This is a genomic window from Salinispirillum sp. LH 10-3-1, from assembly GCF_030643825.1.
GTDB lineage: Bacteria > Pseudomonadota > Gammaproteobacteria > Pseudomonadales > Natronospirillaceae > Salinispirillum.
Genome location: NZ_CP101717.1, coordinates 674,842 through 694,958 on the forward strand (window position 1 = coordinate 674,842; position 20,117 = coordinate 694,958).

General features: G+C 54.3%; 14 protein-coding genes. 9 read left to right on the plus strand and 5 right to left on the minus strand.

Going from position 1 to position 20,117, the window contains the following annotated elements; translation table 11 throughout:
- Positions 1-38: 38 nt before the first annotated feature.
- Complete coding sequence (locus NFC81_RS03005) at positions 39-1,352, minus strand: DEAD/DEAH box helicase (protein WP_304996058.1); 1,314 nt, start codon at positions 1,350-1,352, stop codon at positions 39-41.
- A gap of 176 nt (positions 1,353-1,528) precedes the next feature.
- Between NFC81_RS03005 and dbpA the strand changes: the two genes are divergently transcribed.
- Both dbpA and NFC81_RS03015 read left to right on the plus strand, forming a co-directional pair.
- The gene (gene dbpA, locus NFC81_RS03010; RefSeq protein ID WP_304996059.1) at positions 1,529-2,923 is read left to right on the plus strand and encodes an ATP-dependent RNA helicase DbpA; all 1,395 of its coding nucleotides are present in this window, start codon (positions 1,529-1,531) and stop codon (positions 2,921-2,923) included.
- Between the two features lie 42 nt (positions 2,924-2,965).
- On the plus strand, positions 2,966-3,778 hold the full coding sequence (locus NFC81_RS03015; protein WP_304996060.1) for a hypothetical protein: 813 nt from the start codon (positions 2,966-2,968) through the stop codon (positions 3,776-3,778).
- Positions 3,779-3,781: 3 nt separating this feature from the next.
- Here the strand turns inward: NFC81_RS03015 and NFC81_RS03020 are convergent, their stop codons facing one another.
- Complete coding sequence (locus tag NFC81_RS03020; protein ID WP_304996061.1) at positions 3,782-3,991, minus strand: CPXCG motif-containing cysteine-rich protein; 210 nt, start codon at positions 3,989-3,991, stop codon at positions 3,782-3,784.
- Between the two features lie 178 nt (positions 3,992-4,169).
- On the minus strand, positions 4,170-5,744 hold the full coding sequence (locus tag NFC81_RS03025; protein ID WP_304996062.1) for a phosphoenolpyruvate carboxykinase: 1,575 nt from the start codon (positions 5,742-5,744) through the stop codon (positions 4,170-4,172).
- Between the two features lie 344 nt (positions 5,745-6,088).
- Between NFC81_RS03025 and NFC81_RS03030 the strand changes: the two genes are divergently transcribed.
- Together NFC81_RS03030 and aceK are read left to right on the plus strand one after the other, a co-directional pair.
- Entirely contained in the window at positions 6,089-7,090 is a 1,002-nt protein-coding gene (locus NFC81_RS03030) for a LysR family transcriptional regulator (RefSeq protein ID WP_370529884.1), read from the plus strand.
- Positions 7,091-7,209: 119 nt separating this feature from the next.
- Entirely contained in the window at positions 7,210-8,952 is a 1,743-nt protein-coding gene (gene aceK, locus NFC81_RS03035; protein ID WP_304996063.1) for a bifunctional isocitrate dehydrogenase kinase/phosphatase, read from the plus strand.
- A 754-nt stretch (positions 8,953-9,706) separates the two neighbouring features.
- Here aceK and NFC81_RS03040 read toward each other — a convergent pair.
- A complete protein-coding gene (locus NFC81_RS03040) occupies positions 9,707-12,229 on the minus strand; it encodes a glycogen/starch/alpha-glucan phosphorylase (RefSeq protein ID WP_304996064.1) in 2,523 nt (840 codons plus the stop codon).
- A gap of 190 nt (positions 12,230-12,419) precedes the next feature.
- Positions 12,420-13,055 carry a DUF3047 domain-containing protein gene (locus NFC81_RS03045; protein ID WP_304996065.1) on the minus strand — a complete coding sequence of 212 codons (636 nt, stop codon included), beginning with the start codon at positions 13,053-13,055 and terminating at the stop codon, positions 12,420-12,422.
- A 108-nt stretch (positions 13,056-13,163) separates the two neighbouring features.
- Here NFC81_RS03045 and ung point away from each other — a divergent pair, with 108 nt between their 5' ends.
- The 5 genes from ung to NFC81_RS03070 all read left to right on the plus strand — a co-directional run bounded on the left by ung (position 13,164) and on the right by NFC81_RS03070 (position 20,112).
- Entirely contained in the window at positions 13,164-13,868 is a 705-nt protein-coding gene (gene ung, locus NFC81_RS03050; RefSeq protein WP_304996066.1) for a uracil-DNA glycosylase, read from the plus strand.
- A gap of 106 nt (positions 13,869-13,974) precedes the next feature.
- Positions 13,975-14,607 carry a DUF1566 domain-containing protein gene (locus NFC81_RS03055; RefSeq protein WP_304996067.1) on the plus strand — a complete coding sequence of 211 codons (633 nt, stop codon included), beginning with the start codon at positions 13,975-13,977 and terminating at the stop codon, positions 14,605-14,607.
- A 224-nt stretch (positions 14,608-14,831) separates the two neighbouring features.
- Positions 14,832-16,754 carry a PrkA family serine protein kinase gene (locus tag NFC81_RS03060; RefSeq protein ID WP_304996068.1) on the plus strand — a complete coding sequence of 641 codons (1,923 nt, stop codon included), beginning with the start codon at positions 14,832-14,834 and terminating at the stop codon, positions 16,752-16,754.
- A 533-nt stretch (positions 16,755-17,287) separates the two neighbouring features.
- Complete coding sequence (locus NFC81_RS03065) at positions 17,288-18,562, plus strand: YeaH/YhbH family protein (RefSeq protein ID WP_304996069.1); 1,275 nt, start codon at positions 17,288-17,290, stop codon at positions 18,560-18,562.
- Positions 18,559-20,112, plus strand: a complete 1,554-nt coding sequence (locus NFC81_RS03070; RefSeq protein ID WP_304996070.1) for a SpoVR family protein — start codon at positions 18,559-18,561, stop codon at positions 20,110-20,112. The genes NFC81_RS03065 and NFC81_RS03070 overlap by 4 nt, the downstream gene beginning before the upstream one ends.
- The last annotated feature ends 5 nt before the right edge of the window (positions 20,113-20,117 follow it).

The window sequence follows — 20,117 nt, forward strand, 5'->3', positions numbered from 1 at the left end:
GCGAAGGCTCGGCCAGAGGGCTGGCCTCCTACAGGCTCCTAATCGTCAGTCTTCTTGCGCTTCAGCGGTGAAAAGCCATCACGGGGTGCCGGTGGGCGAGAAGGGCGCGGGCCAGACTTGGTCGGCTTCTTCTTAGCCTTAGCGGCTTTGCTCTTATCCACTTTCGGTTTTTTCTTGCCGTACGCTTTACCCGAATTGCGTACCTTGGCAGGGCCTTGGTAGCTGCTTTTCAGGCCAGGAATTTCTGCTCGAATAAAGGCTGTGCGCAGGTAGCGCTGCACCGTTGCCAGTAGGTTCCATTCGTTGGGAGCAATCAAACTGACCGCACGACCTTCAGCACCGGCACGGCCAGTGCGGCCCACGCGGTGCAAGTATTCATCGCCTTTACGCGCCAGATCAAAGTTGACCACCAGGCCAACGCTGGGCAGGTCAAGGCCGCGCGCGGCGACGTCCGTCGTGACCAGCATCTGAAAACGACCGTCACGCATGCCGCTGACCACCGCATTACGCTCTTCTTGCGTCAGGTTGCCGTGCAGCAAGCCGCAACGCCGGGTGCCGTTACGAAACTTAGCCTGCAAGCGCTCGGCTTTCACAATGGTGTTGGTGAACACGATGACCTGCTGCTCACCACTTTGCTCCAACAAGGCCGCCAGTTGTTTTTCTTTAAAAGCATCGTCATCGGCCAGCATAAATTGCTGGGTGATATTGCTCGGTACCGAGCGCGATTCGTGTAAGGACACTGTCTCGGGGGACTTCAGTAGCTTCTGCGCCATGGCAATAACGCCCTTGTGATCCAAGGTGGCGGAGAATAACAGTGACTGGCGTTCTTCCGGGCAATGTTCAGCAATCATCATGACGTCGTCACGAAAGCCCATGTCCAGCATGCGGTCGCCTTCGTCCAGCACCAGATATTCAATGTCGGAAAGGTCGATGGTGCCGCGTTCTAGGTGTTCTTTGAGTCGGCCCGGCGTGGCGATGACGATGTCGGGTGTTTTGCGCAGCGCGGCTTCTTGTTCTTTGAAGGCAACGCCACCGGTGACGCTGAAGCTAGTGACGTTAATGGCGCCGCCAAGCTGTTCACATACGTGTTGAATTTGTCGCACCAGCTCGCGCGTTGGGGCAAGAATCAATGCACGCACACCCGTGTGGGGGGAGGGTGTGTAATTGAACGCCGACACCATGGGCAATATGAAGGCGACTGTCTTACCACTGCCGGTCTGGGCGCTGACCATAAGGTCCTTGCCGTCCATGATTTTAGGAATGACCGCCACTTGAACATCCGTGGGCTCGTGGATGCCGTGTTTGGTCATGGCACGTGATAAAGGTGGCGCGATATCTAGTTCGTTGAACACTGGTTATATACTCAAGCATCGTATTAGTGAGAATGGGCGGCAGTATAGCAGAGCCTGCACCGCAGCGTCTGCAAATCCCTACAGCGATAGTGCAGCATTCGAGCGTTCCTTGAGCGCAGTTGGGCAGGTATTGTGCTAACCTCTCGTTTTAATTTGTGTTCCGGAAAACTTTTTACATGCCATCACATTTTCGCGACTTCAGTCTGCCTGCCGAACTGGTTCAGGTGCTGGACGATCTGGGCTTTACTCAGCCCACCGCCATTCAGTCTGCCGCCATTCCCGTTGCTCTGGCGGGGCAGGACGTTAAGGCCAAGGCGCCCACAGGCAGTGGAAAAACCACCGCTTTCGGCGTGCCCTTGGTCAGTTTGTTGACTGCCGACTTGAAGCGCGGTCAGCAACGCGAAGTACAGGCCTTGGTGATGTGCCCCACACGTGAGTTGGCGGAACAGGTAGCTGGCGTTTTGCGTCAGCTTGCACGCTGGCAGCCCAATTCCAAGGTGCTGACTCTATGTGGCGGCGCGCCTGTGGGCCCGCAGTTGGGCTCACTGGAACACGGTGCCGACATCGTTGTTGGCACGCCGGGGCGTCTGTTGATGCATTTGCGCAAAGGCAGTTTGGACATCAAGGGCGTAAAAACGCTGGTCTTGGATGAAGCCGACCGCATGCTGGACATGGGTTTTATGGACGACATTCGCACCGTGCGCAAGGCGTTACCGGCCAAGCATCAAACGCTGTTGTTTTCGGCGACCTACGTGCCGGAGATCGAGCAGTTCTGTCAGGAGGTGCTGCGCAACCCGGCGGAAGTGGCGGTGGCCATGGCCGAGTCACCGACCGACATTGAAGAAATTTGGTTGTTGGCGGGGCGCGACTTGCCGGTTGGCTTGATTCAGGCGTTACAACGCTGGCCACGTGAACAAGCCATTGTGTTCTGTAACACCAAGGCAGAATGCGGTGAAGTCGTGCAGGCCTTGCGTGACGAAGGCTACAGTGCTGCTGCCATCCAGGGCGACATGATGCAGCGCGACCGAGAGAAAGTACTGGCAAGTTTCGCCCATGGCAGCTTGCAGTTGCTGATTGCAACCGACGTTGCTGCCCGCGGTCTGGATATTCCGGCCCTGCCGTTGGTCATCAACTATGATCTCCCGCGCGACACCACGGCTTACACCCATCGTATCGGTCGTACCGGGCGTGCCGGGGCGACCGGCTTAGCCGTCAGTATTCTGCCAACCGCCGACAGTCGCCGAGCGCAGGTGATTATGGAGGAGCGTCCACAGGCACCGGAGTTGGTGCCCATGGATACCAGTATTCGTGCAGTACGCCCTGAAAAGCCGGAGTTTATTACGCTAGAGCTGGATCAGGGTAAGAAAGCGAAACTGCGTCCCGGTGATATATTGGGGGCGCTGACCGGTACGGCTGGTTTATCGGGCGACCATATAGGCAAGATTACGCTATTTCCGATGTATTCATTGGTGGCGGTGCAGCGCAGTCAGGCAAGGAAAGCGGAAGATGCGCTGAAGACGCATGGCGTGAAGAAAATGAAGGTTAAAGTCCGACCGTTACGCTTGCCGTAGACTGTCTTCCTTAGAGCGATGGCGTGGTAAAGGGGTGAAATCATGAAGCTTCGATTATGCTTATTTTGGTGCGTAGTTCTTGGGCTGCCCGTAGCGTCGCACGCTGAAACGTTTTCGGAGCCGAAGGTTGTCGAGCTGCGCTTGGGAGGCACTGAGGAGGCCTTTGCCTACAATTCACTGGTGTTGACCGAGGCGTTGCAAGCGGCGGGGTATCAGGTCGCTATCACCTACGTCGAAAATGTACCCATGAGTCGCATGGAGGTCATGCTAGAGCGAGGAGAGGTTAGTGCGCACATCCTCGGCGAGACAGCGACGCGCAGCGCGCGCTACCTTCCGGTGCGTGTCGGGATGACGGACAACCTCGTTGGTCAGCGGGTGCTCTTCATTAAATCCGGCGATCAGCCGCGTTTTAACGATGTGCACAGCTTGGCAGAGTTGCGTGAGCGTAATCTGGTCGCGGGATTGGGTGAGGCGTGGCGTGATGTCGCCATTTGGCAGGCCAACACTTTGCCGTTGTATACCTTGTCTGGCGATTGGAAATACCTCTATGGCATGGTGGCTTCCGGGCGTCGCAGTGTAGACTATTTACCACGAGGTGCGCATGAGATGGCTCTGGAATGGAAGCAGTTCCCGGGCTTGGACGTTGAAGAAAACCTGGTGTTTGTGTACGAGAAAGACCACATCCTCTATGTGACGCCTACCGATGAGGCTCTGCATGCATTGTTGCAAGATGTTCTGCAAGAGGCTGAGGCGTCCGGATTGATACGTCGTTTAGCGCGGGAATTCTTTCAGGCGGCCTATGAACCGCCAGTGAATCTGGATCAGCGGCGCGTGTTGCGGTTAAAACCTGACTAAACCTCAATCCCCTGGGCTGAATATATCGGCCTCGCGACGCGCGACCACGTAGGGTGCATGCATGGGTTCCAAGTGAACACTCAGTATCATCGGCCGACAGCAAACTTGGCAGTCTTCCGTGTACTCTTGTTCCGGTTCACTCGGGTCTAAGGCAACACTCAGGGACTCATTGCAATACGGGCAATGAATTTTCGCGGTATCCACTAAGCGCATATCCCCTCCTGTTTTCACCGGTCACCTGCCTCAAGATAGGCTTACGAAGCGATAGGCGTCAAGCGGATCGGGGAATAAAAAATGCCGTCCATCAGGGATGGACGGCAAAAGGGTCGCGCCTTGGGCACGAGAATCGCAGAATGGCTATCGCGTCAATTTGACACCATTCTATGACTCTCTAGGCGCTTTTTTGCACAGTGGATTGCCCAGAGAAGGCTTGTGGCCCCGCCGCGACGATATCCGCGCTGACGTCGAACTGTTTGAAATTCTCATTGAACTGCGCGATAAGAGCGGCGGCGGCGGCGTCATACTTCGCCGGATCAGCCCAACCTTCGCGTGGGTTCAATAACGTGCTGTCTATACCAGGCACAGCGGTCGGTACATCCAAGTTGATGCCCGGCAAGCGGGTTACGGGGACGTTCTTCAGCTCACCTGAGACCACGGCGTCAATGATGGCGCGGGTTTCTGGAATAGAAAACCGGCGACCTTCACCATAGCCACCTTGTGTCCAGCCGGTGTTGACCAAGTAAACATCCGCTCCTGACTCGGCGACACGCTGGCGCAACAGGTCGGCATATACTTGCGGTGGGCGTGGGAAGAAGGGCGCCCCAAAGCACATGCTGAATGTTGACTTGATCCCTTTCGCGGCACCCATTTCGGTAGAGCCCACCAATGCGGTATAGCCACTTAAGAAGTGATAAGCAGCGGCTTCCGAACTCAGACGAGAAACCGGTGGCAATACGCCGGTTAGGTCGCAGGTCAGGAACACTACGGCCTTGGGTTCAGGTCCTCGATTTTCCGGTACGCGCTGCTCAATCAGAGTCAACGGGTAAGCTGCACGGGTGTTCTCGGTGAGGCTGACGTCGGTGTAATCCGCTACGCCTTGGTCGTCGACAACGACGTTTTCCAATACTGCGCCGCGACGAATGGCTTGCCAAATCATCGGCTCATTCTTTTCACTCAGGTTGATGCACTTCGCGTAGCAACCGCCTTCAAAGTTGAAGATGCCAGAACGTCCCCAGCCGTGCTCGTCGTCACCGATCAGCAAGCGTTTTGGGTCGGCTGACAAGGTCGTTTTGCCGGTGCCAGACAGGCCAAAGAACAAGGCCGTAGAGCCATCTTTACCCATATTCGCCGAACAATGCATAGGCAGAATGTCGGCGCTGGGAAGCAGGTAGTTCAATGCAGAGAACACGGCTTTCTTCATTTCGCCGGCGTAGCGCATACCTGCGATGAGGATTTTGCGTTGGCTGAGGTTGATGATGACCACACCGTCGCTGTTGGTGCCGTCACGCTCTGGGTCGCACACAAAGCTGGGGGCGTTGAGAATCTGCCAGCCATCTTTGCTGCCTGGGTTCCAGGCTGTGGGTACGATGAACAGCGTACGGGCGAAAATCTGGTGCCACGCGGTTTCAGTGCTTACGCGCAACGGAATATAGTGGTCAGGGTCAGCACCGGCGTGCAGGTGGCCAACGTAGTGGTTGCGCTCGTTCAGGTAAGCGCCCACTCGAGTCCATAGTTGATCGAATTGAGTGGCGTCGAAAGGTCGGTTGACTGCACCCCAGTTGATGGTGCTTTCAGTTTCGGCGTCGGATACATAGAAGCGGTCTTTCGGTGAGCGTCCGGTTCGGTGTCCGGTATTGACGACCAGTGCGCCGGTTGAAGACAGGGTGCCTTCGTTGTCCCGTAATGCACGTTCGATCAATTCTTCAGTAGACAAGTCTACCTGGGCCGTGGGGCTGGCCGGGTTCATTGGCGGTTCTCCTCTAGTCGAATCCCGTAGTACTGATTTGCTCCATTGACCATTCGCCGGAGCATTTTATTCAGGCTCTAGTGGCCTTTTTAGACACTCTTTGGTGTCCTTTTCTAAACAGCGTTGTGGCTGTTAAGCATTACTGGAGCTATGCTCATCGTAAACTGCGCGTTGAAATCTTGTACCACATGTTTTCGCGGACAACCAAAGCAATAGTCGGGTATTTGTAAGTCATGTCGTAAAGTGTTTGATTTTCGGCGTGAGGATGTGTTCTTCACCCAATTGTAAGGTTCGTGCTTGCCAGAATAGACGCGGGGCGATAAGGTCGGAAATAGTCCTTTGCTATGTTCGGTATAAGACCAGTGAATATTGCCCGCCACGACCTAAATCTGTTGGTTTACCTTGATGTATTGTTGCGCGAAAAAAACGTTACCCGTGCGGCCGACCGACTGAACATCAGTCAACCGGCGATGAGTAATGGCTTGAAACGTCTGCGTGAGATGTTCCATGACCCACTGTTGGTGCGCACGTCGCGCGGCATGGAACCCACTGTTCGCGCATTGGCCTTGCAGCCCGTCATTCATCAACTGTTGATGGAGTTGGAAGCGACCCTGCAGTCTGATGAAGAATTTAACGCAGAAACCGAACCACGCGTGTTTCGTATCATGGCCAGTGACTATGCGGCCACCACTTTACTGCCCGAGTTAATGCGCAGCATCCGTGACAAGGCACCGAACTTGGTGCTGGATATCATGACACCGAGTGACGTTGATTTCCGCGACGTTGAAGAAGGTAAGATCGACATGGCGATCAACATGTTTGAAGACCTGCCCTTGTCGTTCTATCAGAAGAACCTCTGGCACGACGACTTTCGCTGCCTCGTCCATCATCAGCATCCGTGTGTCGAAAACTTCACCTTAGAAACCTATTTGGCGGCCGATCATGTGTGGGTCAGCAAAACCGGCTATGGCGTGGGCACGGGTATCAGCAGTGCTGATATGCAGAAGCTGGGCTGGGTGGATCGTAAGCTGGAACAGATGGGGCACACGCGTAAAATTAAACTGTTTACCCGTGATTACCACGTCGCCATGTACTTGGCATTGTTTCGCGACCTCATTGTTACCGTGCCCGCGCGCGCTGCACAGATATACGCACCGTTGCCGCAATTGGCTATCTTCAAACCGCCGTTTGATATCCCGCCGATCGAACTGAAAATGGTCTGGAGCCCGTTGTTGCATCATGACCGCAGTCACATATGGCTGCGCCAGCAGGTGGCGGATGCGGCTGAGAAAATTCAGGCCAAGATTGACCGAGGCCTGGCACGTGAGCAACAGGATACTCCTTAATAATGTGCGCCTCCAATAATGGGTATAAACACATTGAATGCTCCAACACTAGGCAGGTATGACTGGAATGTTACACTGCACGTTCAATGGGAGTCTGCTGGACTTGGAGCACAATAAAAATGTCCGATAAAATCGCTCGCCTGATCGCGCAACTCATTTGTTTTGGTTTTGATGACCACTATGCGCGCTTTCGCTCCATTACGCAGGGTGCGCAAACGCGCTTTGAGGGCGAACTGTGGAAAGCCGGACAGCAACTGCACCGTGAGCGTATCAATCTGTATGAAGACAGTGTGGCGCAGACGGTCACCAAGGTGCGCGCCGAATACCCGAGCATGACGGAAGTCGATCCCGAACTGTGGCGCTTGGTCAAGAAGTCGTTCTGCCGATTGATGTTGCAACACCGACAACCAGAGCTGGCAGAAACCTTTTTTAACTCCGTGTTCTGTCACCTGTTTGATCGTCAGTACTACCACAATGAATACATCTTTGTGGACTCGTACGCGGACGAAATACTGGCCGTGCGCGACAGTCACGCTTACGCCAGCTATTACCCCCGTATGGATGGCTTCGAAACCAACATCCATGAGATCCTGAAAAGCTTTGGTCTAAAGCAGCCTTTTGAAGATTTACAGCGCGATGTTGAACGCCTGCGTGACAGCTTTTACAAGCAGTCGGCAGTCACTATTGGCCCCGAAGACAATTTGCGTATCGACATTCTGGGCAACCTGTTTTTCCGTAACAAAGCAGCCTACGTGGTGGGTCGCGTGGTCAGTAAGGACGCACAGCAGCCTTGCGTGGTGCCCATCCTGATCAACGACAACCACGAACTCTACATTGATGCTCTGTTGATGGACGCGTCCGACGTCAGCATAGTGTTTGGCTTCGCACGCAGCTACTTCATGGTCGATACGGTGGACCCTTCCGGCATCGTACGCTTCTTAAAGGAACTTATGCCGAACAAGCGTAAGTCGGAACTGTACAACGCCATTGGTCTGCACAAACACGGCAAAACGGTGTTCTACCGCGACTTGCTGCATCACCTGAAAGACAGCGCCGACAAGTTCGTCATCGCGCCAGGCATTGAAGGCATGGTAATGACGGTGTTTACGCTGCCGTCGTATCCCTATGTATTTAAGATCATTAAAGATAAGTTCGCGCCCAGCAAACAGAACACCAAACAGGGCGTGAAAGAAAAGTACCAACTGGTTAAGCAACACGACCGGGCAGGGCGCATGGCCGATACGCTCGAATACCGCCACGTCGCCCTACCGCGAAGTCGCTTTGCGGACGAGCTGGTAGAAGAGCTATTGAAAGTCGCACCGTCTGAAGTCAGTTTGGACGGTGACGACGTCATCATCGGGCACCTCTACATTGAGCGGCGCATGACCCCACTGAACCTGTATTTGGATACAGCGACCCCAGCACAGGCTGCCGATGCCATCGTTGACTACGGCTTGGCAATTAAAGAGATCGCCGCTACCAATCTGTTTCCGGGCGATATGCTGCATAAGAACTTTGGCGTAACGCGGGTACGCCGCGTGGTGTTCTACGACTACGACGAAGTGTGTTATCTCGACGAATGTAACTTCCGCAAGATCCCGGAAGCGCAGACGCTGGAGCAGGAGATGGCCAGCGAACCGTGGTATTCCGTACACCCCAGTGACGTGTTCCCGGAAGAGTTCCGGCACTTCCTGGTGACCGACAAAGTAGATAAGCGGGTGTTTGAAGACACGCACGGCGATTTACTGACGCCGCAGTATTGGCAGGGTTTGCAGATGCGTTTGAAAGACGGTTATGTGGAAGATGTCTTCCCGTACCACGAAAATAAACGCTTTTCGTTCCAGTACGGCGACGATATATAGAAGATTGAAAAAAAGGAGCGGTATCCGACCGTCAGCCCGGCGACCGAATAACCGCTCAAGAGTGTCTTCAGAGGTGTGTTGATCCTTCAACAAGATCGGTGTTCGGCCCCTACAACCGTCGACCGATCGACACAGTATCTTCCCGGACGCTGTGTTATCACGACCAGAATATACTAATCTAAATGATAATCATTATCAATAGGTGATTGGAGTTTTTGATGAATGAGTTCTCGGGAAAGCAAGGGCGGCTTTCCGCCCTATAGTGACGGCGCACATTAGCTGAGGCGGGGCGCAGGGTATATGCCGCAAAGCGCGCATTTTCGGCCTGCCGTTGAGCGCTGGTGACATATCCCGGCAGTCCGTGCCGGGATCACCGAACTATTGCGGTGAATGACGCTACGCTTTCCGCCCTATACGTGACGGCGCACATTGGCTGAGGCGGGGCGCAGGGTATATGCCGCAAAGCGCGCATTTTCGGCCTGCCGTTGAGCGCTGGTGACATATCCCGGCAGTCCGTGCCGGGATCACCGAACTATTGCGGTGAATGACGCTACGCTTTCCGCCCTATACGTGACGGCGCACATTGGCTGAGGCGGGGCGCAGGGTATATGCCGCAAAGCGCGCATTTTCGGCCTGCCGTTGAGCGCTGGCGGCATACCCCGAAAGCCCGTGCCGATATCACCGAACTATATCACCGAACTATATCACCGAAGATGTCCGGCAGCCCGCGCCGGCGGCATCACCTTAGCATCAGCTAGCTATTATCCCGTGGGTATGGCTTCAAATGCCAAATTCGATCCACATAATCCTGAATCGAACGGTCCGAATTGAACTTACCCATGGTCGCCGTATTAATGATGGCACTGCGCGCCCACGCCTTACTGTCACGATACTTCGCATCGACTCGTTGTTGCGCATCGCTGTAGGAACGGAAGTCGGCCAGCACCTTGTATGGGTCACCACCGGCCAACAAGCTGTTCTTCAAGCCAGAGAGCTCACCGGGGTGCCCGGGTGTGAAGAAGTCGCTGTCGAGCCAATCCAGTACAGCTTTGATTTCTTCATCATGGTCGTAGTAGTCATACGGGCTGTAGCCATTGGCATTCAGGGCCTTCACCTCATCGACCGTCAGACCGAAAATGAAGCAGTTTTCTTCACCCGCTTCCTCGGCGATCTCAATGTTCGCGCCGTCCAAGGTGCCTATGGTCAATGCGCCGTTCAGAGCCAGCTTCATGTTGCCAGTGCCTGAGGCTTCTTTGCCTGCGGTCGAAATTTGCTCTGACACATCGGCTGCGGGAATCATTTTTTCCGCCAAGCTGACGCGATAGTTCGGCAACATCACCACTTTCAATTTGCCGTCAATGCGCGTGTCGTTATTGATCCGCTCAGCGACCTTATTGATGGCGTAAATGATGTCTTTTGCCAGCTTGTAACCCGGTGCTGCTTTGGCACCAAAAATAAAGACGCGCGGTACGATGTCATAATTCGGGTTGTCGAGCAGGCGACGATACAGAGCCAGAATGTGTAACAAGTTCAGGTGCTGACGCTTGTACTCGTGCAGGCGCTTGATCTGGATATCAAAGATTGCATCCGGGCTGACGTCGATGTCGGTCAGACGCTTAATCTCTGCCACCAGATCCACCTTGTTCGCGCGCTTCACGTCCATAAAGGCCTGCTGGAACTTGGTGTCGTCGGCTTTGGCGGCTAAACCTTGAAGCTTGTTAAGGTGCAGCGGCCAGTCGGCGTCAATATGCTTGTCAATCAGGGTCGCCAAGCGCGGATTACAGGCTTTCAGCCAGCGGCGCGGAGTGATGCCGTTGGTAACGTTGGTCAGCTTGTCAGGCCACAGGGCATGAAACTCAGGAAACAAATCGGTCTTTACCAAATCTGAATGTACCTGGGCTACACCATTGACCTTATGCGAACCGATAACACACAGATTTCCCATGCGTACCATGCGTTCGTGACCTTCTTCGATGATCGACAGATGTTGCTTCATGGCGTCGTCACCGGGCCATTTCGCTTCGACCAGTGTGGTCAGGAACTGGTGGTTGATCTCATAAATGATTTCGAGGTGGCGTGGCAATACCTTCTCGAACAGGCGTACCGTCCACTTCTCCAAAGCCTCAGGGAGCAAGGTGTGGTTGGTGTAGGAGAAGACCTGCTGACACAGCGACCAAGCATCAGCCCACACCATGTTGTATTCGTCGAGCAGCAAGCGCATCAGTTCCGGTACGGCAATGGCCGGGTGCGTGTCGTTCAACTGAATGGCCACCAGCTTCGGAAACTGTGACCAGTCGTCGCCATGGGCGCGGCGATAGCGCCGCACGATGTCGGCGACCGAAGCCGCACAGAAGAAATACTGTTGAATCAGACGCAGTTCTTTCCCCGCATCGGTTTCATCGTTGGGGTAGAGCACTTTGGAGATGGTTTCTGCTTGGGCTTGTTCCGCTTGAGCGTCAACGTAGCCGCCCGCATTGAATACATCCCAATCAAAGAAATCCGTCGCTCGGCTTTCCCACAGACGCAAAATGTTCACATTGCCGCCGTCGTAACCGACAATGGGTATGTCCCAAGGCACGGCCTTAATCGTGCGGCCGGCATGCCACACTTTTTTCGGCTTCGCGCCTTCGTAGACGGTCTCTACATAGCCGTACAGTTTAACGGCTTGGGCAGACTCGGGGCGGCACACTTCCCAAGGATTGCCGTATTCACGCCATGCGTCAGGACGCTCGATCTGGCGACCATTGCGGAAGTGCTGTTCAAACAAACCGTGCTCGTAGTGGATGCCGTAACCGACGGCGGGCAAATTCAGCGACGCCAGTGAATCGAGGAAGCAGGCAGCGAGGCGGCCCAAGCCACCATTGCCCAGCGCCATGTCGGGCTCCTCTTCCAGCAAGTCATCAATGTTTTGGCCCAGTGCAGCCAAGGCATCACGGGTGACGTCAAACAACTGCAAGTTATGCAGGTTGTTCGACAACAGCCGACCCATCAAAAACTCCATCGACAGGTAATTCACTGCGCGGGTGTCGTAACGCGAGTGGGTCTTTTGCGTGTCGGTCAGACCCGCCATTACATATTCGTTGACGGCACATGCCGTTGCACGCCACCAAGCCTGGGGGGTTGCTTTCTCTTCGTAGGTACCCTGAGTGCCGCGCAAGTGCTGGACAATTTTGTCTTGTAGGGCTTTGGTCGTGGCCGGAGCTTTACGCTTCGCTGCACGTGTCTTCGCGGGTGAAGACTTTTTGGCCGTCGTCTTGGTCGTCGCTTTGGTGGTCATGATGTCTTTCCTTCTTGCAAAAGGACGTAGCGCTGGCTTCAGGGCAAGTATTGCCGGACAGCGCGTCGATAAAATAGTGTCAGTTGCAGTGTACAAAAGCTATGTGACAACGTGCAGGCTGATCAGGGGTGGAACTTCGCTCTGCCGCTTTGCTGGAAAAAGCCGCAAGGACTGTGCCATAGAGCTCGTTTTAGGGACGTGCCGGTGCCGGTAGCAATGTGATGGGGCCATACAACATGGTTGCTACCCCTCCGGTATCATCACTGTCGGTCATGAAGGCGATGCCGTCAATGCGGCGCAAGGGGCTTCCGAAGGCCGTCTGCCAATCATCGGCCAGCCGACGCTGAATGTGTTGCCACTGTCCGATCGCGCTGTCCGGGCCATTCACTGACCACAGACGCACTTGTCGCGAATACGGGCTGGTCCACACCGTGCCGGGAGCCGATTGTGCACTCCATACATAGTTCAAAGCCTGTGTTTGCCAGAAAAAGCGCCCTTCTTGGATAATATACACGCGTCCGGCAAAGTCATCGCCGGCTTTGATGCGCTCGTTTGGGTTGTCTAAAGAGGCCAGTAATTGCCAAGAAAACTGCAGTTCGGTGTCAGGCGGCAGCGCTGGGTCGAAACGATACAGGTAGCCACTGGCACTGGCGTCGGCTTCGGCCAGTAAGCCTTCGTCCGTGTGGCTGTAGTGCGTTGCATTAACGAAAGATTGTGCCGTCCACTGATCCAGTTGGCGCGGATCTAAGGTGATGGTGCGTTGCGCTGCATTAGCAGAAGCCTGGGCGCACAAGAGCAGGCAGGCGATGACGAATGGTCTAAGCATGGTACTCCCAGGGTTGATTGCGGCAATGACTACGGATTAGTCTACACAAAATCTTTTAAGCATACGTTCAGCACCCTGCGTATGGATGATCACCACAAGGACAATAGCATGACTTCACCTGTTAATCCTCTGCATGCACAGTTGCACCTTCCGAGTGCTTGGCAGGCCATTGCTGACCCCTTTTTGCGCAGCCCTGACGCGGCGCGGTTGGCCGATTTCCTGCACGCAGAAGAATCAGCCGGTCACCTGTTGTTCCCACCCAAAGACCAGCGCTTCGCAGCGCTGGAGGCACTAGCGCCCCAGGATGTCAAAGTCGTGATACTCGGACAAGACCCCTACCACGGGCCGGGTCAGGCCATGGGTTTGAGCTTTTCTGTCCCGCACGGAGTTGCGGTGCCGCCGTCCTTGGTGAACATTTATAAAGAGCTGACCGAAGACGTGGGCTTTGTCGCACCGCCACACGGTGACCTTACACCCTGGGCGCAACAGGGTGTGCTGTTGTTGAACAGCGTGCTCAGTGTGCGCGCGGGCGACGCGGGTTCCCATGCTCGACGCGGCTGGGAAAGTCTGACTGACCTATTGATTGCGGGTGTGGCGGCAGGGCCAACGCCGGTGGTGTTCATGTTGTGGGGGAGTTACGCGCAAAAGAAAGCGGGGTCGGTGGATGAGTCCCGCCATTTAGTTTTGCGTGCCCCACACCCCTCACCCTTGTCGGCCTATCGGGGCTTTCTGGGGTGCCGACACTTTTCCTTGGCCAACGCCTACCTGCACGCCACGCGACAGACGCAAATCGATTGGCAGTTGCCAAAATGACAATAAATTGAATACGTAGTTGTACGGACAGCATACCTAGAGGAAATGCGTTACAGTGGGCTCATAATAACAAGAAAACGTCTAATCAGGGCGTTGGGGGTGCCTTTTGAATAAGCTGGGCCATATCAGCCGAGTGAATACACTGGCGTGGTGTCTTATCTTCGGTCTGTCGTCGCTGGCGTTTGGCCAGGGGGTTGCCGATAATCGCTACCAGAAAATATCTAATTCAGGCTTTACCGTTACGGCAGCGGTTGGCCTTGGACCTGATCCGGCGCAGTGGGCCTGTACCCTCGACCGCACCACGGATCTATTGTGGGAAATTAAAACGGAAGATCCGCGGCATTTGCGCTTCTCGGGCCATCGCTATACTTGGTTTGATGCGGCCACGGAGTCCGGAGTGCGCGGTAACCCACTGACATGCAGCAATTCTTTGGGTAGCCAACCCTGCAATACCGCCGCCTTTATTGCGGCGGTGAATGCCGCCAATCTTTGTGGTCACAATGATTGGCGGTTGCCAACACTGCAGGAGTTGCAGAGTATCCTCGACCCCATGGAAAGTGCACCTGCCATGAATCCGGAATTCTTTCCTAATACCCCCAGTACCTTCTTTTGGACTGGCACGCCATACCCTGACTCGACCAGTCAGACTTGGTATGTTCATGTCGGTACGGCATTCTCATACGGCAATGCGTCGCGCAGCAGCAATCGTAATGTTCGCTTGGTGCGGGGCGGGCGCTGAGCGCCCTATGCAAGTGCCTAGGGCGGTGCACGCAAACAGTAAATGTTGCAACCGCCCTTTGCTTTAGCCTTCCTTGAGCTACACTCTCAATAGAGCCAAAGACCCTACACCTACGTATAACACCAGTGTAAACAGGTTTAACTGGGTGTAGAAATTGCAAAGACTCTAGTGTGCCGACAAATTTTCGGCGCTGCTGTGTTAAGGCTATTTGAGGGGGTGCCTGTATGGATATTTTTAACCATTTCAAAGACCGCTACGAGGCCAAAAAACAGGAAGAATTCTCACTGGAAGAGTATCTGGACCTCTGCAAGAGTGATCCAGGCGCCTACGCCACGGCGCCCGAACGCATGCTGGCTGCCATCGGCGAGCCAGAGGTGATTGATACGGCCAAGGACCCGCAACTCAGTCGCATCTTTTCGAATAAAGTCATCAAACGTTATCCTGCTTTCAGCGACTTTTATGGCATGGAAGAGCCCATCGAACAGGTGGTCAGCTACTTCAAGCACGCCGCCCAAGGGCTTGAAGAGCGCAAACAAATACTCTACCTGCTGGGCCCCGTGGGGGGTGGTAAATCCTCACTCGCCGAGCAACTGAAACTGCTGATGCAGAAGATCCCCTTTTACGCCATCAAGGGTTCGCCCGTATACGAAAGCCCTCTGAACTTATTTGACCCCCTTGAAGATTCCGACATCCTACAAGAGCGCTACGGCATCCCGCCGCGTTATGTTAAAGGCATCATGTCGCCTTGGGCCATTAAACGACTGCACGAATACGGCGGCGACATTTCCAAATTCCGCGTGGTCAAACTGTATCCTTCTATCGTGGATCAGATCGCCATCGCTAAAACCGAACCCGGTGACGAAAACAACCAGGACATCTCTGCCTTGGTTGGTAAAGTAGATATCCGCCAGCTCGAAGAATATGCACAGCACGACCCGGACGCCTACAGCTTCTCTGGTGCACTCTGTAAAGCCAACCAAGGCTTGATGGAATTCGTCGAGATGTTCAAAGCACCCTTAAAAGTGCTGCACCCGTTGCTGACCGCCACCCAAGAGGGCAACTACAACGCCACCGAAGGCATGTCGGCTATTCCGTTCAACGGCACCATCATGGCCCACTCGAACGAAAGTGAATGGCAAGCGTTCCGCAACAACCGCAGCAACGAAGCCTTCCTAGACCGCATCTACATCGTCAAAGTGCCGTATTGCGTGCGCGTCAGTGAAGAAATCAACATCTACAAAAAACTGCTCGAAAACTCTTCGTTGCGGGCCTCACCATGCGCCCCCGACACCTTAAAGATGTTGGCTGAGTTCAGCGTCCTGTCACGCATCAAAGAGCCGGAGAACTCAAGCATCTTCAGCAAAATGCGCATCTATGACGGCGAAAGCCTGAAGGACACCGACCCTAAAGCGAAATCCATTCAGGAATACAAAGACTCTGCCGGAGTTGATGAAGGCATGGACGGGTTGTCAACGCGCTTTGCCTTCAAAATACTGTCCAAAGTCTTCAACTTTGATGCCGCCGAAGTGGCTGCTAACCCCGTGCATCTATTGTACGTTCTCGAGAACCAGATTGAGCAGTCGCAGTTCCCACAGGAAACGCACGACCGCTACATCACCTTCATTAAGGAGTTCTTAGCGCCACAGTACGTCGACTTCATTGGCAAAGAAATTCAAACGGCCTACCTCGAATCCTACGCCGAGTACGGGCAGAACATCTTCGACCGTTACGTCACCTATGCGGACTTCTGGATTCAAGACCAAGAGTACCGCGATCCGGAAACCGGCGAGATGCTCGACCGTGTAGCCCTGAACGAGGAACTGGAGAAAATCGAGAAGCCAGCAGGCATCAGCAACCCGAAAGACTTCCGCAACGAGATCGTGAACTTCGTGTTGCGGGCGCGGGCCAACAACAACGGCAACAACCCCAGTTGGCAGAGTTACGAGAAGCTGCGTGCGGTCATTGAGAAGAAAATGTTCTCCAACACCGAGGACTTGCTGCCGGTTATTTCCTTCAACCCGAAATCGTCCAAAGAGGATCAGAAGAAACACAAAGACTTTGTCGATCGTATGGTCGACCGAGGTTACACAGAGAAGCAGGTGCGGTTGCTATCCGAGTGGTATTTGCGGGTGCGCAAGTACCAATAAGTCTTCCTAGGAACGAACGGCTGTGTAGGGAGGAGGGTGGTTTTCCGTAGACACGCCGTGAACCGATTATCAGGCGCATCCATGCGCCTGACCCTTCGGGCTCACTGCGTTCGTGCAAAAACGCTCCTGGCGTTTTTGTCCATGGGGGCTCTCTGCCGACTTCCTGTCGGCAGAAGGTCTACAGTAGGCTCAACCCCCACAGTACAGCCTTACACCACTTCAAACTGGTCTATTTACTGACGCACGGACTGCATTGACATGGACCTGTAGGTGAGGCTGTTGGGTATAACCTCATTCAGTGTAATTGGTTTATTGGGGGTGGTTAGGTGGCGGTGGCCTAAGTCCCATTTGAGACCTTCTGCCGACAGGAAGTCGGCAGAGAGCCCCCATGGATGGGTTCACGGCGTGTCTCAAATGGGACTTAGGTTGCCGTCACCGGGTTCAACGGTATTAGGCGTCCCCGGGTTCAACGGCGCTAGAGACGCCGCCGGGTGCAACAGCGCAGTACCATGTCCAGCGGCAAAGAGGTCCATATGATTAACAGCTATGTGATTGATCGGCGACTGAATGGTAAAAACAAGAGCGCGGTGAACCGTCGCCGCTTTCTTGAACGTTATCGGAAACACGTCAAAGAAGCCGTGAACCACGCTGTGAACAAACGGTCCATAACCGACATGGAAAAAGGGGAATCCATCACCATCCCCAGCAAAGACCTGCATGAACCAGTGATTGGCCATGGCCAAGGAGGTGATCGTACCGTCGTACACCCCGGCAACAAAGAATTTGTGCAAGGCGACCGCATTCGCAAACCCCAAGGTGGCGAAGGCCAAGGCGGTGGCGGAAAAGCCAGCAAAGACGGCGAAGGCATCGACGAATTTACCTTCTACATCAGCCAAGACGAATTTCTCGAATTCTTGTTCGACGACCTTGCATTGCCCAACATGGTGCGCAAAGACCTCAAAAAAGCGCACGAATTTGAACGCCGCCGCGCCGGCTTCTCCAGCGAAGGCATCCCCGCCAACATCAACGTCGTCCGCTCCCTGCGCAACGCCCACGCCCGCCGCATTGCCTTGGGCGGCAAAAAACGCAAACGCATTCGCGCCATTGAAGCAGAACTGTTGGAAATAAAAGGCCGCTCGGCCGAAGCCAAAGCTAAGCGGGCACTGCTCGAAGAAGAAAAATCGATGTTGCAGGCCAAGCTCAAAAAGCTACCGTTTATCGACGACTTCGACCTGCGTTACAACCGGCATGAAATGCATCCGATTCCTTCCAGTGCGGCCGTCATGTTTTGCCTAATGGACGTCTCGGGTTCCATGACGCAGAACACCAAAGACATTGCCAAGCGCTTCTTCCTATTGCTGTATTTGTTTTTGCGCCGCAACTACCAAAAAATCGAGGTGGTGTTTATTCGCCACCATACGAGCGCCAAAGAAGTCGATGAACAAGAATTTTTTTACAGCCGCGAAACCGGCGGCACCATTGTATCGTCGGCTTTGCACTTGATGCAGGACATCATTCAAAAGCGTTACCCGGCGTCGTCTTGGAACATATTCGCCGCGCAGGCTTCGGACGGTGACAACTGGGGAGATGACTCACCGGTGTGTCGCGACCTGTTGATGAACAACATCATGAAGCACATGCAATACTTTTCATATATTGAGATCAGCCCACGCGACCACCAGGACCTGTGGTACGCCTATGAAGATGTCAAAGAGCGCTATGGCGAGCAGTTTGCAATGGCGCAGATTCTGGATCGGGCGGATATTTATCCGGTATTCCGTGAGCTGTTTCAGAGGAAAGAAGTATGATCACCAAAGCGCGTAAACCGATTTCTACGGGTTCTGAATGGACCTTTGACCTCATTCGCGAATACGACCACGAAATTGCGGCAGTGGCGAAAGAGTTTGGCTTGGATACTTATCCGAATCAAATAGAGGTGATCAGCTCTGAACAAATGATGGACGCTTACAGCTCAGTGGGCATGCCGTTGGGTTATCACCATTGGTCGTACGGCAAACAGTTTTTGCAGACCCAGCAGGGTTATGAGCGCGGCCAGATGGGCTTGGCCTATGAAATCGTCATCAACTCCGACCCCTGCATCGCCTATTTGATGGAAGAGAACACCATGGCCATGCAGGCCTTGGTCATCGCGCACGCGTGCTATGGCCACAACTCATTTTTTAAGAACAACTATCTATTCCGCGCCTGGACGGATGCTTCGGCCATCATCGACTATTTGGTGTTCGCACGTGAATACGTGTCGCAGTGCGAGCGGAAATACGGCGTCGAAGCGGTAGAGCAGGTGCTCGACAGTTGCCACGCTATTCAAAACTACGGGGTGGATCGTTACAAGCGCCCGTCACCTATTTCGGCCGCCGAAGAGGCCAGCCGCCAAGCCGAGCGCGAAGCCTATCTGCAAACGCAACTGAACCTGTTGTGGAGCACCATACCCACCACCGAAAGCGGAAAAAAACGCCAGAAGCGCGAGCGTCGGTTTCCGGCGGAGCCGCAGGAAAATCTGCTGTATTTCATTGAGAAAAATGCACCCATTATGCCGACCTGGCAGCGAGAATTGGTGCGTATTGTGCGCAAGATCGCCCAGTACTTTTACCCGCAACGCCAAACACAAGTAATGAACGAAGGCTGGGCGACCTTTTGGCACTATACCTTGCTGAATACCCTGTATGACCGAGGCAAGGTAACCGACGGCTTCATCATGGAGTTTTTGGATAGCCACGCTAAAGTGGTGTATCAGCCGCCCTTCGACACTCGCTACTACTCCGGTATCAATCCTTATGCTCTGGGCTTTGCGATGTTCCGTGATATCCGTCGCATGTGCGAAAACCCTACCGACGAAGACCGCGAGTGGTTTCCCGATGTGGCGGGTAAAGACTGGCTGGAAACACTGCACTTCGCCATGCGCAACTTTAAAGACGAAAGCTTCATTCAGCAATTTCTGTCGCCACGAGTTATTCGGGACTTTCGCCTATTTGCCATTTTGGACAAGGAATCGGCCAGCGACTACGAGGTGGCGGCGATCCATGATGAGCGGGGCTATAAGAAAGTGCGCCAGCTACTGGCCGAACAATACAACCTCAGCACGCGAGAGCCCAACTTGCAGATCGTCAATGTCGATGTAGAAGGGGACCGCTCTATTGTGCTGCATCATGTGCGGCAAAGTGACCGCCCGTTAAACGACGACACCGACGAAGTGCTGAAGCACTTGCGCCGGTTATGGGGCTTTGATGTGCATCTGTATTCGTTAGAGGGCGATGCAGTCGCTGCGGAGTATCACTGTACGGAAGAGGGTATCACTCATGGTGAAGTGGAAGACGACAGGCCCAGTGATTATGTCTAGCGCAG

Excerpts from the sequence above, each read along its gene's own strand:
- dbpA (WP_304996059.1), top strand. The coding sequence starts at position 1,529 with ATGCCATCACATTTTCGCGACTTCAGTCTGCCTGCCGAACTGGTTCAG.
- NFC81_RS03015 (WP_304996060.1), top strand. The coding sequence starts at position 2,966 with ATGAAGCTTCGATTATGCTTATTTTGGTGCGTAGTTCTTGGGCTGCCC.
- NFC81_RS03020 (WP_304996061.1), bottom strand. The coding sequence starts at position 3,991 with ATGCGCTTAGTGGATACCGCGAAAATTCATTGCCCGTATTGCAATGAG.
- NFC81_RS03025 (WP_304996062.1), bottom strand. The coding sequence starts at position 5,744 with ATGAACCCGGCCAGCCCCACGGCCCAGGTAGACTTGTCTACTGAAGAA.
- NFC81_RS03030 (WP_370529884.1), top strand. The coding sequence starts at position 6,089 with ATGTTCGGTATAAGACCAGTGAATATTGCCCGCCACGACCTAAATCTG.
- aceK (WP_304996063.1), top strand. The coding sequence starts at position 7,210 with ATGTCCGATAAAATCGCTCGCCTGATCGCGCAACTCATTTGTTTTGGT.
- NFC81_RS03040 (WP_304996064.1), bottom strand. The coding sequence starts at position 12,229 with ATGACCACCAAAGCGACGACCAAGACGACGGCCAAAAAGTCTTCACCC.
- NFC81_RS03045 (WP_304996065.1), bottom strand. The coding sequence starts at position 13,055 with ATGCTTAGACCATTCGTCATCGCCTGCCTGCTCTTGTGCGCCCAGGCT.
- ung (WP_304996066.1), top strand. The coding sequence starts at position 13,164 with ATGACTTCACCTGTTAATCCTCTGCATGCACAGTTGCACCTTCCGAGT.
- NFC81_RS03060 (WP_304996068.1), top strand. The coding sequence starts at position 14,832 with ATGGATATTTTTAACCATTTCAAAGACCGCTACGAGGCCAAAAAACAG.
- NFC81_RS03065 (WP_304996069.1), top strand. The coding sequence starts at position 17,288 with ATGATTAACAGCTATGTGATTGATCGGCGACTGAATGGTAAAAACAAG.
- NFC81_RS03070 (WP_304996070.1), top strand. The coding sequence starts at position 18,559 with ATGATCACCAAAGCGCGTAAACCGATTTCTACGGGTTCTGAATGGACC.